The organism is Scandinavium manionii, from assembly GCF_024764775.1.
Lineage (GTDB): Bacteria > Pseudomonadota > Gammaproteobacteria > Enterobacterales > Enterobacteriaceae > Scandinavium > Scandinavium manionii.
Genome location: NZ_JALIGC010000037.1, coordinates 299,077 through 315,505 on the forward strand (window position 1 = coordinate 299,077; position 16,429 = coordinate 315,505).

Annotated in this window: 14 protein-coding genes; 12 read left to right on the plus strand and 2 right to left on the minus strand. The window is 55.7% G+C overall.

What is annotated here, in order from left to right:
• Nucleotides 1–175: 175 nt before the first annotated feature.
• The 4 genes from ftsY to rpoH all read left to right on the plus strand — a co-directional run bounded on the left by ftsY (nt 176) and on the right by rpoH (nt 4,693).
• Entirely contained in the window at nt 176–1,849 is a 1,674-nt protein-coding gene (ftsY, locus tag MUU51_RS11185) for a signal recognition particle-docking protein FtsY (RefSeq protein WP_258967771.1), read from the plus strand.
• A gap of 2 nt (nt 1,850–1,851) precedes the next feature.
• The gene (gene ftsE, locus MUU51_RS11190; RefSeq protein WP_159769467.1) at nt 1,852–2,517 is read left to right on the plus strand and encodes a cell division ATP-binding protein FtsE; all 666 of its coding nucleotides are present in this window, start codon (nt 1,852–1,854) and stop codon (nt 2,515–2,517) included.
• Nucleotides 2,510–3,568, plus strand: a complete 1,059-nt coding sequence (gene ftsX, locus MUU51_RS11195) for a permease-like cell division protein FtsX (RefSeq protein ID WP_159769470.1) — start codon at nt 2,510–2,512, stop codon at nt 3,566–3,568. Before ftsE ends, ftsX begins: the two co-directional genes overlap by 8 nt.
• A gap of 270 nt (nt 3,569–3,838) precedes the next feature.
• Nucleotides 3,839–4,693, plus strand: coding sequence for an RNA polymerase sigma factor RpoH (rpoH, locus tag MUU51_RS11200; RefSeq protein ID WP_110510161.1), 855 nt, complete (start codon nt 3,839–3,841; stop codon nt 4,691–4,693).
• A 101-nt stretch (nt 4,694–4,794) separates the two neighbouring features.
• Here rpoH and pdxR read toward each other — a convergent pair whose 3' ends face one another.
• A complete protein-coding gene (gene pdxR, locus MUU51_RS11205) occupies nt 4,795–6,276 on the minus strand; it encodes a MocR-like pyridoxine biosynthesis transcription factor PdxR (RefSeq protein ID WP_159769476.1) in 1,482 nt (493 codons plus the stop codon).
• Nucleotides 6,277–6,391: 115 nt separating this feature from the next.
• On the opposite strand from pdxR, the gene MUU51_RS11210 reads away from it, so the two are divergent.
• Nucleotides 6,392–7,657 carry a 4-aminobutyrate--2-oxoglutarate transaminase gene (locus tag MUU51_RS11210; protein WP_258967772.1) on the plus strand — a complete coding sequence of 422 codons (1,266 nt, stop codon included), beginning with the start codon at nt 6,392–6,394 and terminating at the stop codon, nt 7,655–7,657.
• 204 nt (nt 7,658–7,861) lie between these two features.
• Nucleotides 7,862–8,965 carry a branched-chain amino acid ABC transporter substrate-binding protein gene (locus tag MUU51_RS11215; protein ID WP_258967773.1) on the plus strand — a complete coding sequence of 368 codons (1,104 nt, stop codon included), beginning with the start codon at nt 7,862–7,864 and terminating at the stop codon, nt 8,963–8,965.
• Between the two features lie 211 nt (nt 8,966–9,176).
• Here the strand turns inward: MUU51_RS11215 and panM are convergent, their stop codons facing one another.
• A complete protein-coding gene (gene panM, locus MUU51_RS11220; RefSeq protein WP_159769507.1) occupies nt 9,177–9,560 on the minus strand; it encodes an aspartate 1-decarboxylase autocleavage activator PanM in 384 nt (127 codons plus the stop codon).
• Between the two features lie 420 nt (nt 9,561–9,980).
• Here panM and livK point away from each other — a divergent pair, with 420 nt between their 5' ends.
• The 6 genes from livK (at nt 9,981) to ugpB (ending at nt 16,359) form a co-directional block, all read left to right on the plus strand.
• Nucleotides 9,981–11,090, plus strand: a complete 1,110-nt coding sequence (gene livK / locus MUU51_RS11225) for a high-affinity branched-chain amino acid ABC transporter substrate-binding protein LivK (RefSeq protein WP_159769510.1) — start codon at nt 9,981–9,983, stop codon at nt 11,088–11,090.
• Between the two features lie 58 nt (nt 11,091–11,148).
• Nucleotides 11,149–12,075, plus strand: coding sequence for a high-affinity branched-chain amino acid ABC transporter permease LivH (livH, locus tag MUU51_RS11230; RefSeq protein WP_125354955.1), 927 nt, complete (start codon nt 11,149–11,151; stop codon nt 12,073–12,075).
• On the plus strand, nt 12,072–13,349 hold the full coding sequence (locus MUU51_RS11235) for a high-affinity branched-chain amino acid ABC transporter permease LivM (RefSeq protein WP_258967774.1): 1,278 nt from the start codon (nt 12,072–12,074) through the stop codon (nt 13,347–13,349). Before livH ends, MUU51_RS11235 begins: the two co-directional genes overlap by 4 nt.
• A complete protein-coding gene (gene livG / locus MUU51_RS11240; protein WP_159769516.1) occupies nt 13,346–14,113 on the plus strand; it encodes a high-affinity branched-chain amino acid ABC transporter ATP-binding protein LivG in 768 nt (255 codons plus the stop codon). Before MUU51_RS11235 ends, livG begins: the two co-directional genes overlap by 4 nt.
• A gap of 1 nt (nt 14,114) precedes the next feature.
• Nucleotides 14,115–14,828: a high-affinity branched-chain amino acid ABC transporter ATP-binding protein LivF gene (gene livF, locus MUU51_RS11245; protein ID WP_159769519.1), complete on the plus strand. Its 714-nt coding sequence runs from the start codon at nt 14,115–14,117 to the stop codon at nt 14,826–14,828.
• Between the two features lie 214 nt (nt 14,829–15,042).
• Complete coding sequence (gene ugpB, locus MUU51_RS11250; RefSeq protein ID WP_159769522.1) at nt 15,043–16,359, plus strand: sn-glycerol-3-phosphate ABC transporter substrate-binding protein UgpB; 1,317 nt, start codon at nt 15,043–15,045, stop codon at nt 16,357–16,359.
• Nucleotides 16,360–16,429 lie beyond the last annotated feature (70 nt).

The following is a 16,429-nucleotide window of genomic DNA, read 5'->3' on the forward strand; positions in this document are numbered from 1 at the left end:
TGCCGGATTACTGTTCCAGGCGGTGATGCGCGTTAAGTTAAGTGATAGACTATTTCATCATTTTTTTAGCTTCCATGTACATACACCTAAATAATTCTGGTTTCATGAAACCTGAATTATGGAGGGATAGCGGTAACGCGGTACCGGGAATCAACAGTGAAGAGCGTGCTCGCAAATGGCAAAAGATAAAAAAAGAGGCTTTTTTTCCTGGCTGGGCTTTGGACAGAAAGAAAAAGAGCAACAGGAAGCCGAACAGCAGCAAAGCGAAGCGCAGCAAGCCGCCGCTGAGCCTGTCATTGAGCAGGACACGCAGGAAACGGCTGAAGCCCTAACGCTTGAACCTGCTGCGGAACAGGACGTTGAACGCCTCGCTGAACCCGAAGCGGAAGTGACCGCGCACAGCGAAGCAGAAACCGAAGCCTTCGCCGACGACGTGGTTGAGGTGACCGAAGAGATCTCTCAAAGCGCCATCGTACAGCCGGTTGAGCCGGAAGCTGTGGCTGTCGCGCCGGTGGAAGCCGAACCAGAAGAAGTGGCTGCCGTCACTGCGTCGGTCGAAGAACCGCGCGTTGACGCTGAGCCTGAGGCCGTTATCGAACACGAAGTGCTGCCGCTGCCGGAAGAGATTGCCGAAGAAGAAGCCGTTGTCGCGCATCAGGCGCAAGCCGAAGAAGCGACACCGGTTGAAACTGTTGCAGAAGAACCAGCCGTTGAAGAGCCTGTGGTTGCAGAAGCCCCGGTTGAAGAAACTGTCGCAGAAGACGTTGTCGAAGAAGAAGACTTTGCCGACGTTGAACTGAGCGACGAAGAGCTTGAAGCGCAGGCGCTGGCTGCCGCCGATGCGGCAGAAAATGCTATCGATGCGCCGGAAGAAACGGCAGAAGAAACCGACGATGCACAAACGCAGCAGGAACAGGAGCGGCCGACTAAAGAGGGCTTCTTCGCGCGTCTGAAACGCAGCCTCCTGAAAACCAAAGAAAACCTCGGTTCCGGATTTATCAGTCTGTTCCGCGGCAAGAAAATCGATGATGATCTGTTTGAAGAGCTGGAAGAACAGCTGCTGATTGCAGACGTCGGCGTGGAAACGACCCGCAAAATCATCGCCAATCTGACCGAAGGCGCAAGCCGCAAACAGCTGCGTGATGCCGAAGCGCTGTACGGTCTGCTGAAAGATGAAATGAGCGAAATCCTCGCAAAAGTGGAAGAGCCGCTTAATATTGAAGGCAAAATGCCGTTTGTTATCCTGATGGTTGGCGTCAACGGCGTGGGTAAAACCACCACCATTGGCAAGCTGGCGCGCCAGTTTGAGCAGCAGGGTAAATCGGTGATGCTGGCGGCAGGTGATACCTTCCGTGCCGCGGCGGTTGAGCAGCTCCAGGTCTGGGGTCAGCGCAATGATATTCCGGTGATTGCTCAGCATACCGGGGCCGATTCCGCATCGGTGATTTTCGATGCCATTCAGGCTGCGAAAGCCCGTAACGTGGATGTCCTGATTGCCGACACCGCAGGTCGCTTGCAGAACAAATCGCACCTGATGGAAGAATTGAAGAAGATTGTCCGCGTAATGAAAAAGCTCGACGAAGATGCACCGCATGAAATCATGCTGACCATCGATGCGAGTACCGGTCAGAATGCCATCAGCCAGGCGAAGCTGTTCCACGAAGCGGTTGGGCTGACGGGCATCACATTGACTAAACTGGACGGGACCGCCAAGGGTGGCGTTATCTTCTCGGTGGCCGATCAGTTCGGCATTCCGATTCGCTACATTGGCGTTGGCGAACGTATCGAAGATTTGCGTCCGTTTAAATCGGACGATTTTATAGAGGCACTTTTTGCCCGAGAGGATTAACAATGATTCGCTTTGAACAAGTCAGCAAAGCCTATCTCGGTGGGAGACAAGCGCTGCAAGGGATTAACTTCCAGCTGCAGCCGGGTGAGATGGCCTTTCTGACCGGCCACTCCGGCGCGGGGAAAAGTACCCTGCTGAAGCTCATTTGCGGTATCGAGCGTCCCAGCACCGGGAAAATCTGGTTTAGCGGCCACGACATCAGCCGCCTGAAAAACCGCGAAGTGCCGTTCCTGCGTCGCCAGATTGGGATGATCTTCCAGGATCACCATCTGCTGATGGACCGCACCGTGTTTGATAACGTCGCTATTCCGCTGATCATCGCGGGGGCCAGCTTCGATGACATTCGTCGTCGCGTCTCGGCAGCGCTGGATAAGGTCGGGCTGCTCGACAAAGCGAAAAATTTACCGATTCAACTTTCCGGCGGTGAGCAGCAGCGCGTGGGTATTGCCCGTGCGGTGGTGAACAAACCAGCGGTACTGCTGGCGGATGAACCGACCGGTAACCTCGATGAGGCGCTGTCGGAAGGCATTTTGCGCCTGTTCGAAGAGTTTAACCGCGTTGGTGTGACGGTGTTGATGGCGACCCACGACCTGGGGCTGATTTCCAGCCGTTCATACCGACAGCTGACACTCAGCGACGGGCATTTGCACGGAGGCTACGGTGAATAAACGCGAGGCGATGAATCACATCCGGCAGTTCGGCAACCGTTTTGACCGGCTGCGTAACTCTGCGAGAGGCGGTAACAACAACGGCGGCAACGTGCCAAAACGCGCGAAGTCTTCCCCGAAGCCGAACTCCCGTAAAACCAACGTGTTTAACGAGCAGGTGCGTTACGCCTTTAACGGCGCATTGCAGGACCTGAAAAGCAAACCGCTGGCCACGTTCCTGACGGTGATGGTGATCGCCATCTCCCTGACGCTGCCGAGCGTGTGTTACATGGTTTACAAGAACGTGAACACCGCGGCATCGCAGTATTATCCGTCGCCGCAAATTACGGTGTATCTCGAAAAAACGCTGGACGATGACGCGGCAGCGCGCGTCGTCGGGCAGTTGCAGGCCGAACAGGGCGTGGATAAGGTGAATTACCTGTCCCGTGATGAAGCGTTGGGCGAGTTCCGAAACTGGTCAGGCTTCGGTGGCGCGCTGGATATGCTGGAAGAGAACCCGCTTCCCGCGGTGGCGATTGTCATTCCAAAGCTCGATTTCCAGGGGACCGACTCGCTGAATACCCTACGTGACCGTGTGTCACGTATTCAGGGCGTAGATGAAGTGCGTATGGATGACAGCTGGTTCGCGCGACTTTCGTCCATCACCGGCCTGGTTGGACGCGTGGCGGCGATGATTGGCGTGCTGATGATTGCGGCGGTATTCCTCGTCATTGGTAATAGCGTGCGCCTGAGCATCTTTGCGCGTCGCGACACCATCAACGTCCAGAAGCTTATCGGCGCAACCGACGGCTTTATCCTGCGTCCATTCCTGTACGGCGGGGCGCTGTTGGGCTTTTCTGGTGCGTTTCTGTCGCTTATCCTGTCCGAAATTCTGGTGCTGCGTTTGTCATCGGCGGTGACGGAAGTGGCGAAAGTGTTTGGCACCCAGTTTGAACTCAGTGGCTTAGGCCTGGATGAATGTTTGCTGATGCTGATTGTTTGTTCAATGATTGGCTGGATTGCCGCCTGGCTGGCGACGGTACAACATTTACGCCACTTTACGCCGGAATAAAAAAAGTCTGATATACTCTCTCCCTGCTGCAAAGTTCCTGTGCAAAATCGCAGGGAGAGAGTCAAAACCCATCAGCTTTCCCTGCCCGCAAACATTATCATCGTGATGTCACATTTTGTGCGTAATCTATTCACAGCGTTGCATGGAACTTGTGGATAACATCACTGTCTGATTAAAATGTGAATGTTAATCTCGCTGCTCGTAACAACTGGCCCGAAAGTTGCCTGATGGGGACGTACCACGGCCAGGACGTAAATTGAGAGGACTTGAATGACCAAAGATATGCAAACTTTAGCTTTAGCCCCTGTTGGCAACCTGGAATCCTATGTCCGGGCGGCAAACGCATGGCCGATGTTGACGGCTGATGAAGAACGGGCACTGGCGGAGAAGCTGCATTACCAGGGCGATCTGGAAGCAGCGAAAACGCTGATCCTGTCTCACCTGCGCTTTGTTGTTCACGTTGCTCGTAATTATTCGGGCTACGGTCTGCCGCAGGCAGATTTGATTCAGGAAGGTAACATCGGCCTGATGAAAGCCGTACGTCGTTTCAACCCAGAAGTGGGTGTGCGCCTGGTGTCTTTCGCCGTGCACTGGATCAAAGCTGAAATTCACGAATACGTACTGCGTAACTGGCGTATCGTCAAAGTTGCGACCACCAAAGCACAGCGTAAGCTGTTCTTCAACCTGCGTAAAACCAAGCAGCGTCTGGGCTGGTTCAATCAGGATGAAGTAGAAATGGTTGCGCGCGAGCTGGGCGTTTCCAGCAAAGACGTGCGTGAAATGGAATCGCGAATGTCCGCGCAGGACATGGCCTTTGATATGTCTGCTGATGACGATTCCGAAAGCCATTCCGTCGCACCGGTGCTCTACTTACAGGATAAAACGTCTAACTTTGCCGACGGCATCGAAGATGATAACTGGGAAGAGCAGGCCGCGAACAAACTGACTCACGCGATGGAAGGTCTGGACGAACGTAGCCAGGATATCATTCGCGCTCGCTGGCTGGACGAAGATAACAAGTCCACGCTGCAGGAGTTGGCCGACCGCTATGGCGTGTCCGCCGAGCGTGTGCGTCAGCTTGAAAAGAACGCGATGAAAAAATTGCGTATGGCGATCGAGGCGTAAGCTGAAAGCCAATGCCCGGTGACGCTCACGCTTACCGGGCCTACACATCGCCATTACGGCCCGGCAAGTGAAACCCGCCAGGTACAAGAAAGCCCGAAGGTCTAACCTGTCGGGCTTTTGTTTTTTATGCACTCCATCAATACTTTAAACGCTCCTTCCATCTCTTCTTCGCGCATCGCTGCAAAACCCATTAATAATCCGCGCTGCGTTGCATTGTTCAGGTAATAGCGTGAAAGCGGTCGCACCAGCACCCCCTTTTCATTTGCCGTGTTAGCCAGCGCCACGTCGTCACAATCGGCATCGAGTTTCAGCACCAGGTGCAGCCCGGCGTTGTCGTTAAATTCGCTTAATGCCTCTTTACCGAGATAATCGGTGATGAGCCCCGCCAGCCGCTGACGACGACGGGCGTACAGCAGGCGCATCCTACGGATATGCGCGGTGTAATGCCCTTCGCGAATAAACAGCGCCAGCGCTTCCTGATCGAGCAGACGACCGCTGCGATACAGCTCGGCATGGGCGGTGCGCAGCGACTGCGCCAGCGGGCGAGGCAATACCACATAGCCGAGGCGCATCCCCGGCCACATGGTTTTGCTGAAGGTACCGATGTAAATCACCGGCGCATCTTCGACCAGCCCCTGTAGCGCCGGAATTGGCTGGCCCGAAAAGCGGAACTCGCTATCGTAATCGTCTTCGACAATCCAGCTGCCGGTCTGTCGCGCCAGGGCCAGCAGGCGTTGACGGCGTTCCAGGCTCATCACGCAGCCAAGCGGATACTGGTGCGACGGCGTGACGAAGATCAGACGTGGCGGTGACTCTCCTGGCTCCGGTGGGTTCATGCCGCTGAGATCGACATCGACCGCCTGCAAATTCACGCTGTTCATCTGCAACACGTTGCGAATACCCCAATAGGCGGGCTCCTCAATCCACGCGCTGTCGCCGGGGTTGCACAGCATACGTGACACTAAATCAATCGCCTGGTGAATGCCTTCGGTTATCAGGATCTGGTCCGGCGTGCAGCGCACCGAGCGCGCCACGCGCAGATATTCCATCAACGCCTGTTGTAGCGCCAGACTGCCGCCGGAAGGGCTGTAGGAAAGCTGCATCGCCTGCGGCTTGCGGCTGACGCGGGTGTGGATTTTACGCAGCAGCGCGTGCGGGAACTCGTTCACGTCGGGCACGCCGGGCAAAAACGCGCCCCACTGGCGAGGGCTGGCGCGGCTGTGCGCCAACAGCGCCTGACCGCGTTCTGAAAAGCTCACGCTTTGTGGCGAACTGGCGTGCTGTTCATCGCTGCCCGCGGCGAACAGCAACGCGTCCGGCACGGTTTTTGCCACGAAGGTGCCGCTACCGGAACGGGACACGATATAGCCCTCCGCCAGCAGCTGTTCGTACACGGTCAGCACCGTATTGCGCGACATGCGCAGCTGGCTCGCGAGATCGCGTGAAGGCGGCAGACGGCTTTGCGGCGGCAGGCTGCCGTCAAGGATCGACAATCGCACGGCGTTATACAGCTTTTTGTGCAATTTATCGTCGGATTGCTCGTCCAGACGCAGTTGCAGGAGATCGCACACTAAAGAACGCAATTGGATCCCTCAATTATTCAAAACTGGTACTCGATTATAGGACCGCTCAAGCAGTAAAACTATTGCATTGTTTCAAAGTTGTTAACACTAATGAATTTGAGATGGGGTAAGGTCGATGAAGAATAATGAACTGAATCAGCGCCGTTTGCAGGCGACACCACGCGGCATTGGCGTCATGTGCGGCTTCTACGCCGAGAAAGCTGAAAACGCCACGCTTTGGGATGTGGAAGGCAATGAAGTGATTGATTTCGCGGCGGGTATTGCGGTGCTAAACACCGGTCATCGCCATCCTTCAATCGTTGCGGCGATTGAAAAACAATTGCAGGCGTTTACCCACACCGCGTACCAGATTGTCCCTTATGAAAGCTATGTTTCACTGGCCGAGCGCATTAACGAGCGTGTGCCGGTGAACGGCCCGGCGAAAACCGCATTTTTCTCGACCGGTGCGGAAGCCGTTGAAAACGCGGTGAAAATCGCCCGTGCTTACACCAAGCGCCCCGGCCTGATTACCTTCGGCGGCGGTTTCCACGGCCGTACCTTCATGACCATGGCGCTGACCGGCAAAGTGGCTCCGTACAAAATCGGCTTCGGTCCGTTCCCGGGCTCCGTTTACCACGGCCAGTATCCGAATGCGGCGCACGGCGTCAGCACCGCAGACGCGCTGAAAAGTCTCGATCGCATTTTCAAAGCGGATATCGCCCCGGATCAGGTGGCGGCGATTATTCTCGAACCGGTGCAGGGCGAGGGTGGTTTCAACGTCGCGCCGGCCGATTTTATGCAGGGCCTGCGCAAACTGTGCGATACCCACGGCATGCTGCTGATTGCGGATGAAGTGCAGACCGGTTTTGCCCGTACCGGCAAACTGTTTGCGATGGAGCATTACGACGTGAAGCCAGACCTGATGACCATGGCGAAAAGTCTGGCCGGCGGCATGCCGCTCTCTGCGGTGGCAGGCCGTGCCGAGGTGATGGATGCACCCGCTCCCGGCGGTCTCGGCGGTACTTACGCCGGTAACCCGTTGGCCGTTGCCGCGGCGCACGCGGTGCTCGATATCATCGACGAAGAGAAGCTCTGTGCCCGTGCGGCTGAGCTGGGGCATCACCTGGTTGAAGTGCTGAACAACGCCAGAGCCAGCTGTCCTCACATCGTGGATGTGCGTGCGCAAGGCTCGATGGTTGCCGTTGAATTTAACGATCCGCAGACCGGCGCGCCGTCACCGGAATTCACTAAACAGGTGCAGGAAAAGGCGATGAAAGAAGGCCTGCTGCTGCTGAGCTGTGGCGTCTACGGCAACGTGATTCGTTTTCTTTACCCTCTCACCATCCCTGAAGCCCAGTTCCGCAAGGCGCTGGAGATTATTCGACACTCCCTCAGTCACTAATGGCTCGCCGCTCTCCGGAGCGGCTTTTTTTTGTCACGTTTCTGTTACATAACCCTCAAAATTCTCGTTCCAAAAGTTAAAAAATCGGGTATGTTTTAGCAGAGTATGCTGCAAAAGCGCGGGCGGCAGACCAAAAATCGATATAAAACGCTACATAACAACATCACAACAAATACAATCACCATCACAATGGGGAATCTCAGGATGAAAATGAAGGGTAAAGCGTTACTGGCAGGATGTATCGCGCTGGCGATGAGTCACATGGCGATGGCCGACGACATTAAAATTGCCGTTGTGGGGGCCATGTCCGGTCCGGTAGCGCAGTATGGCGATCAGGAGTTCACGGGGGCTGAACAGGCTGTCGCTGACATTAATGCCAAGGGCGGCATCAAAGGCAACAAACTCGAAATCGTAAAATATGACGATGCCTGCGACCCGAAACAGGCCGTAGCCGTGGCGAACAAAGTCGTGAACGATGGCATCAAATACGTTATCGGTCACCTGTGCTCTTCTTCCACTCAGCCAGCGTCTGACATCTACGAAGACGAAGGCATTCTGATGATCACTCCGGCTGCGACGGCGCCTGAGCTGACTGCGCGCGGTTACAATCTGATCCTGCGTACCACCGGTCTGGACTCTGACCAGGGCCCAACCGCCGCGAAATATATCCTCAACACCGTGAAGCCGAAACGCATCGCGATTGTGCATGACAAACAGCAGTACGGTGAAGGTCTGGCGCGCGCCGTGCAGGATCCGCTGAAAAAAGGCGGCGCCAACGTAGTGTTCTTTGACGGGATCACCGCCGGTGAGAAAGACTTCTCTACCCTGGTTGCACGTCTGAAGAAAGAGAATATCGACTTCGTTTACTACGGTGGCTACCACCCGGAAATGGGTCAGATCCTGCGCCAGGCACGTGCTGCCGGTCTGAAAACCCAGTTTATGGGCCCGGAAGGGGTGGCGAACGTGTCACTGTCTAACATTGCCGGTGATTCTGCAGAAGGCCTGCTGGTCACCAAGCCGAAGAACTACGATCAGGTTCCAGCGAACAAACCGGTGGTAGACGCTATCAAGGCGAAGAAACAGGATCCGAGCGGGGCGTTCGTGTGGACCACCTATGCCGCGATCCAGTCTTTGAGCGCGGGCCTGAACCAGAGCGACGACCCGGCGAAAATTGCTGAATGGCTGAAAGCCAACAGCGTCGACACCGTCATGGGCCCGCTGATGTGGGATAAGAAAGGCGACCTGAAAGGCTTTGAGTTCGGTGTGTTCACGTGGCATGCCAACGGTACCGCGACTGACGCGAAGTAATTTTCCCTGCGCCTTTCGTGCTGCAGATGCGTTGGCTGCGTTATTCAACCCCGGTCACTTACTTCACTAAGCTCCCGGGGATTTCATAACTTGCCGCCTTCCTGCAGCACGAAATTCTTGGGAAAATTCGGAGTAGGACGTAGGACGTAGGACGTAGGCCGGGTAAGGCGGAGCCGCCGCCCGGCATTTTTAATGCTTCACCCAGCCATTTTTAATGCTTCACCCAGCCATTTTCCTGCGCCGTAAACTCCAGCGCCTGCATAAACGCCGCCATCACGCCTCTGTCTTCCACGCCGACATCCGCCATCCACCAACTGTCGACGCCAGGATTATCACGCAGCACCTCTTCCAGCAGATATTTCCCTACGCCGCGGCGACGGGTAACTTCGCGTATCCGCATGGAATCCAGCGCGCCCTGTGTGCCTTGCAGCGTCACACGCACCGCACCGAGCAGGCGTTCATTAAACCGCGCCGCATAGATCCGATGCTGATCGTCCATCTGCAAGGACGACGCACTGTATTCTGGCCAGATCTTGCCGAGATCGATGTGGTCCTGCTCGCTGAGCGTGGTCAGCCTGATTACTGTCAGTTTCATGTGAAGCCACCTGTAAAAAATAATGCCCCGAGTTTATCTAATTTCTCGACTCGCCGATTTCTATTTTTATGTTGAATACCAGCGGATTCGTTTTCTTCTTACCGTTCGAAGTAGCGCAATGCGTTATGGATCGAAAAATAAGCAGAATTTTAACCTGAAAGGTAGTGATTTATCCCGCTCTTTGTAACCTTATTTTATGCTGAAAACGGCGTTTTTTTTGTTTAACTCTGTCTGAATACAGAATATTATCTTTGCTTAATCGACTGAAAAATAGAGATTTTAGTCTGGTTTTTGGCAAATAACATCGCTAAACCATTAAAGAGACTGGTAAAAGTAGCGTTGTGCATTAAAAGCACAGAATGCTTTTTAACCAAATAAATACAAAATATATACAAACAACATCACGAATGGGGATTGAAGATGAAACGGAATGCAAAAACATTGATTGCGGGAATGATTGCCCTGGCCATGTCGCAGTCAGCAATGGCAAAAGACATTAAGGTCGCCGTGATTGGTGCAATGTCTGGCCCGGTTGCACAGTGGGGCGACATGGAGTTCAACGGCGCGCGTCAGGCAATTAAAGACATCAATGCCAAGGGCGGCATCAAAGGCGACAAACTGGTCGCCGTGGAATATGACGACGCCTGCGATCCGAAACAGGCCGTGGCGGTTGCCAACAAAGTGGTCAACGACGGCATCAAATATGTTATCGGTCACCTCTGTTCTTCTTCTACTCAGCCAGCGTCTGACATTTACGAAGACGAAGGCATTCTGATGATTACCCCTGGTGCGACCAACCCGGAACTGACGCAGCGCGGCTATCAGTACATCATGCGCACCGCGGGTCTCGACTCCTCGCAGGGGCCAACCGCCGCGAAATACATTCTGGATAAGGTGAAGGCGCAGCGCATTGCCATCATCCATGACAAACAGCAGTACGGCGAAGGTCTGGCGCGCTCCGTACAGGACAGCCTGAAGAAAGGTGGCGCGAACGTGGTGTTCTTCGACGGTATCACCGCTGGCGAAAAAGACTTCTCCGCGCTGGTGGCGCGTCTGCAAAAAGAAAACATCGACTTCGTTTATTACGGCGGCTACTACCCGGAAATGGGGCAGATCCTGCGTCAGGCGCGTTCCGTTGGCCTGAAAACGCAGTTCATGGGGCCGGAAGGCGTGGGTAACGCTTCCCTGTCGAACATCGCGGGTGCTGCGGGCGAAGGGATGCTGGTGACGATGCCGAAACGCTATGATCAGGATCCGGCGAACAAAGGTATCGTTGACGCGCTGAAAGCCGAGAAAAAAGATCCGAGCGGCCCGTACGTGTGGATCACCTATGCCGCCGTCCAGTCTCTGGCGACCGCCATGGACCGCACCGGCAGCGAAGATCCGCAGGCGCTGATTAAAGATTTAAAAGCTCACGGCGCGAAAACCGTGATTGGGCCGCTGAACTGGGATGAGAAAGGCGATCTGAAGGGATTTGAGTTTGGTGTCTTCCAGTGGCATGCGGATGGTTCGTCATCCGTCGCCAAATAATAAGACAAATTTCCCTGCCGCCCGATCACCTGCCGGGCGGTGATAAAAAGGTTATCTTATGTCAGAGCAGTTCCTCTATTTCCTGCAGCAGATGTTTAACGGCGTCACGCTGGGAAGCACCTATGCATTGATCGCCATCGGTTACACCATGGTGTACGGCATCATCGGGATGATCAACTTCGCCCACGGCGAGGTGTACATGATTGGCAGCTATGTGTCGTTCATGATCATCGCCGCGCTGATGATGATGGGTATCGACACCGGCTGGCTGCTGGTGGGTGCCGGATTCGTCGGGGCGATTATCATCGCCAGCGCCTACGGCTGGAGCATCGAACGCGTGGCCTATCGTCCGGTTCGCAGCTCTAAGCGCCTGATTGCCCTGATCTCCGCCATCGGGATGTCCATCTTCCTGCAAAACTACGTCAGCCTGACGGAAGGATCGCGCGATATCGCGCTGCCAAGCCTGTTTAACGGCCAGTGGATTATCGGCAGCAGCGAAAACTTCGCCGCCAGTATCACCACCATGCAGCTCGTTATCTGGATTGTGACTTTTGTGGCGATGCTGGCTCTGACGGTGTTCATCCGCTATTCCCGCATGGGCCGCGCCTGTCGCGCCTGCGCAGAAGACCTGAAAATGGCGAGCCTGCTCGGCATCAACACCGACCGCGTTATTGCCCTGACGTTTGTTATCGGCGCGGCGATGGCGGCGGTGGCGGGCGTGCTGCTCGGTCAGTTCTATGGCGTCATTAACCCGTACATCGGCTTTATGGCCGGGATGAAAGCCTTTACTGCTGCGGTTCTCGGCGGGATCGGCAGTATTCCAGGCGCGATGATCGGCGGCCTGATTCTGGGCGTGGCCGAAGCGCTGTCCTCCGCTTACCTGAGTACCGAGTACAAAGACGTGGTGTCGTTCGCGCTGCTGATTGTGGTGCTGCTGGTGATGCCAACCGGGATCCTGGGTCGTCCGGAGGTAGAGAAAGTATGAAACCGATGCATTTTGCGATGGCGCTGCTTTCAGCCGCCATGTTCTTCGTGCTGGCGGGCGTTTTCATGGGCGTTCAGCTTTCGTTGAGTGGCACCAAACTGGTGGTTAATTCCGCCGCCGACATTCGTTGGCAGTGGATTTATATCGGCACCGCGGTAGTGTTTTTCTTCCAGCTCCTGCGCCCGATGGTGCAGAAAGGCCTGAAAAGCGTGTCCGGCCCGAAGCTGGTGCTGCCGGCGATTGACGGTTCGACCGTTAAGCAGAAGCTGTTCCTGATTGCGCTGCTGGTTATCGCCGTGGCGTGGCCGTTCATGGTGTCTCGCGGTACCATCGATATCGCCACCCTGACCATGATCTACATTATTCTTGGTCTCGGTCTGAACGTGGTCGTGGGCCTGTCTGGCCTGCTGGTGCTGGGCTACGGCGGTTTCTACGCCATCGGCGCGTACACCTTTGCGCTGCTGAATCACTATTACGGTCTCGGCTTCTGGACCTGTCTGCCGCTGGCAGGCCTGGTTTCCGCAGCCGCCGGTTTCCTGCTCGGCTTCCCGGTGCTGCGTCTGCGCGGCGACTATCTGGCGATTGTGACCCTCGGCTTCGGCGAAATCGTGCGTATTTTGCTGCTCAATAACACCGAAATCACTGGCGGCCCGAACGGTATCAGCCAGATCCCGAAACCGACGCTGTTTGGCCTCGAGTTCAGCCGTACCGCGCGCGAAGGCGGTTGGGATACCTTCAGCAACTTCTTCCACCTGAAGTACGACCCGAACGACCGTGTGATTTTCCTCTACCTGGTGGCGCTGCTGCTGGTGGTCTTTACGCTGTTTGTAATCAACCGCCTGCTGCGGATGCCGTTGGGCCGCGCGTGGGAAGCCTTGCGTGAAGATGAAATCGCGTGCCGTTCACTGGGGCTGAACCCGACGCGCATCAAGCTGACGGCCTTTACCATCAGCGCCGCGTTTGCCGGTTTCGCCGGAACGCTGTTCGCCGCCCGGCAGGGCTTCGTCAGCCCGGAATCCTTCACCTTCGCCGAATCGGCGTTCGTGCTGGCGATTGTGGTGCTGGGCGGAATGGGCTCGCAGTTTGCAGTGATCCTCGCCGCGGTGCTGCTGGTGGTATCGCGCGAACTGATGCGTGATTTCAACGAATACAGCATGTTAATGCTGGGTGGTTTGATGGTTCTGATGATGATCTGGCGTCCACAAGGCTTGCTGCCGATGACCCGTCCACAGCTGAAACTGAAAAGCGGACAGACCAAAGGAGAGCAGGCATGAGTCAGCCATTATTATCCGTTAACGGCCTGATGATGCGTTTTGGCGGCCTGCTGGCGGTCAATAACGTCAATCTTGAACTGCACCCGCAGGAAATCGTCTCGCTGATTGGCCCGAACGGTGCCGGGAAAACTACAGTTTTCAACTGCCTGACCGGTTTCTATAAGCCAACGGGTGGCAGCATCATGCTGGGCGACAAGCATCTTGAAGGCCTGCCAGGCCAGAAAATTGCGCAGATGGGCGTGGTGCGTACTTTCCAGCACGTGCGTCTGTTCCGCGAAATGACGGTGATTGAAAACCTGCTGGTGGCGCAACATCAGCAGCTGAAAACCGGCGTGTTTTCCGGCCTGCTGAAAACGCCATCGTTTCGCAAAGCGCAGAGCGAAGCGCTGGACCGCGCCGCGACGTGGCTCGATCGTATCGGCCTGCTGCCGCACGCGAACCGTCAGGCGAGCAACCTTGCCTACGGCGATCAGCGTCGTCTGGAAATCGCGCGCTGCATGGTGACACAGCCGGAAATCCTGATGCTTGATGAACCGGCAGCAGGGCTGAACCCGAAAGAAACCAAAGAGCTGGATGAGCTGATTGCCGAACTGCGCAGCCATCACAACACCTCCATTCTGCTGATTGAGCACGACATGAAGCTGGTGATGGGTATTTCCGATCGTATTTACGTCGTGAATCAGGGAACGCCGTTAGCCAACGGCACGCCGGAAGAGATCCGCAATAATCCTGACGTTATTCGCGCCTATCTGGGTGAGGCATAAGATGGAAAAAGTCATGTTGTCCTTTGACAAAGTCAGCGCCCATTACGGCAAAATTCAGGCTCTGCACGAGGTCAGCCTGCACATCAATCAGGGTGAAATTGTGACGCTGATTGGCGCGAACGGCGCGGGTAAAACCACGCTGCTCGGCACGCTGTGCGGTGATCCACGCGCCTCCAGCGGGCGCGTGACCTTTGATGGCAAAGATATTACCGACTGGCAGACCGCAAAAATCATGCGTGAAGCGGTCGCGATTGTGCCGGAAGGGCGTCGCGTATTTTCCCGCATGACCGTGGATGAGAACCTGGCGATGGGCGGCTTTTTCGCCGAACGTAGCGAGTATCAGACGCGTATCAAATGGGTGTACGAACTGTTCCCGCGTTTGTGGGAACGTCGTATTCAACGGGCGGGCACCATGTCCGGCGGGGAGCAACAGATGCTGGCGATAGGCCGCGCATTGATGAGCCAGCCGCGTCTGCTGCTGCTCGACGAGCCGTCGCTGGGTCTGGCGCCGATCATCATCCAGCAGATTTTCGACACCATTGAGCAACTGCGCAAAGAGGGAATGACCATCTTCCTCGTGGAGCAGAACGCCAACCAGGCGCTGAAACTTGCTGACCGCGGCTACGTGCTGGAAAACGGTCACGTGGTGCTGGAAGATACCGGCGACGCGCTGCTGGCCAACGAAGCGGTGCGGAGCGCTTATCTCGGCGGTTAATCCTTTGTGCCCGGCGAGGCTGTCGCTTGCCGGGCCTACAGGATCCTGAATCGCACATACCCCTCCATCGTCACCATTCCATCATCTCCCTGAAGCCTGGCTGTCACCGCTTCGTCATCTTTCGTCTCTATTTCTGTCATACGCGCATGTCATGTTGTGTTGCGAACAAAAACGCGTGATTTCGCGCATCCGGCACAACAAGAGAGATAACCGAATGACATCGTTACGACACACCGCTTTAGCGCTGACGCTGGGACTGGCGTTTGCTTCCCAGGCCATGGCTGTCACCACCGTTCCGTTCTGGCATTCCATGGAAGGGGAACTGGGCAAAGAAGTTGATTCCCTCGCCCAGCGTTTTAACGACACCCATCCTGATTACAAAATTGTGCCGGTTTATAAAGGCAACTACGAACAGAGTCTGGCGGCCGGGATTGCGGCGTTCCGCACCGGTAACGCGCCGGCTATTTTGCAGGTTTATGAAGTCGGCACCGCGACCATGATGGCGTCGAAAGCCATCAAACCCGTGTACGAAGTGTTTAGCGATGCGGGCATTGCGTTCGACGAGTCGCAGTTCGTGCCGACGGTATCGGGCTACTACACCGATTCCAAAACCGGCCACCTGCTAAGCCAGCCGTTTAACAGCTCAACGCCGGTGCTGTACTACAACAAAGACGCGTTCAAAAAAGCGGGATTAGATCCTGAGCAGCCGCCGAAAACCTGGCAGGATCTCGCCGACTATACCGCGAAACTGAAAGCGGCTGGGATGAAGTGCGGCTACGCCAGCGGCTGGCAGGGTTGGATCCAACTGGAAAACTTCAGCGCCTGGAATGGTCTGCCAATTGCCACTCAAAACAACGGGTTTGACGGCACTGATGCGGTGCTGGAATTCAACAAACCGGTGCAGGTGAAGCACATTGCGATGCTGGAAGCGCTGAATAAGAAGGGCGATTTCAGCTACTTCGGGCGCAAAGATGAGTCCACCGAGAAGTTCTACAACGGCGATTGCGCCATTACCACCGCGTCTTCCGGCTCGCTGGCGGACATTCGCCAGTACGCCAAATTCAACTACGGCGTAGGCATGATGCCGTACGATGCTGATGCGAAGGGCGCGCCGCAAAACGCCATCATTGGCGGGGCCAGCCTGTGGGTGATGCAGGGTAAAGATAAAGAGACCTACAAAGGCGTGGCGGAGTTCCTCGACTTCCTGACCAAACCGGAAATCGCTGCCGAATGGCACCAGAAAACCGGCTATCTGCCTGTCACCAAAGCGGCGTATGACCTGACCCGTCAGCAGGGCTTCTACGACAAGAACCCAGGGGCGGATATCGCCACGCGTCAGATGCTGAACAAGCCGCCGTTGCCATTCACCAAAGGTCTGCGTCTGGGCAATATGCCGCAGATCCGCACTATTGTGGATGAAGAGCTGGAATCGGTATGGACCGGCAAGAAAACCCCGCAGCAGGCGCTTGATGCCGCCGTCGAGCGTGGGAATCAGCTGCTGCGTCGCTTTGAGAAATCAACGAAATCGTAATGCATGAAATGCCCGGTGGCGCAGTGCTTACCGGGCTTACGCACTGCCTCGTGTAGGCCGGGTAAGGCAA

What these genes read in the sequence shown, in the direction of transcription:
- ftsY (WP_258967771.1), top strand. Translation starts at nt 176, where the DNA reads ATGGCAAAAGATAAAAAAAGAGGCTTTTTTTCCTGGCTGGGCTTTGGA.
- ftsE (WP_159769467.1), top strand. Translation starts at nt 1,852, where the DNA reads ATGATTCGCTTTGAACAAGTCAGCAAAGCCTATCTCGGTGGGAGACAA.
- rpoH (WP_110510161.1), top strand. Translation starts at nt 3,839, where the DNA reads ATGACCAAAGATATGCAAACTTTAGCTTTAGCCCCTGTTGGCAACCTG.
- MUU51_RS11210 (WP_258967772.1), top strand. Translation starts at nt 6,392, where the DNA reads ATGAAGAATAATGAACTGAATCAGCGCCGTTTGCAGGCGACACCACGC.
- MUU51_RS11215 (WP_258967773.1), top strand. Translation starts at nt 7,862, where the DNA reads ATGAAAATGAAGGGTAAAGCGTTACTGGCAGGATGTATCGCGCTGGCG.
- panM (WP_159769507.1), bottom strand. Translation starts at nt 9,560, where the DNA reads ATGAAACTGACAGTAATCAGGCTGACCACGCTCAGCGAGCAGGACCAC.
- livK (WP_159769510.1), top strand. Translation starts at nt 9,981, where the DNA reads ATGAAACGGAATGCAAAAACATTGATTGCGGGAATGATTGCCCTGGCC.
- livH (WP_125354955.1), top strand. Translation starts at nt 11,149, where the DNA reads ATGTCAGAGCAGTTCCTCTATTTCCTGCAGCAGATGTTTAACGGCGTC.
- MUU51_RS11235 (WP_258967774.1), top strand. Translation starts at nt 12,072, where the DNA reads ATGAAACCGATGCATTTTGCGATGGCGCTGCTTTCAGCCGCCATGTTC.
- livG (WP_159769516.1), top strand. Translation starts at nt 13,346, where the DNA reads ATGAGTCAGCCATTATTATCCGTTAACGGCCTGATGATGCGTTTTGGC.
- livF (WP_159769519.1), top strand. Translation starts at nt 14,115, where the DNA reads ATGGAAAAAGTCATGTTGTCCTTTGACAAAGTCAGCGCCCATTACGGC.
- ugpB (WP_159769522.1), top strand. Translation starts at nt 15,043, where the DNA reads ATGACATCGTTACGACACACCGCTTTAGCGCTGACGCTGGGACTGGCG.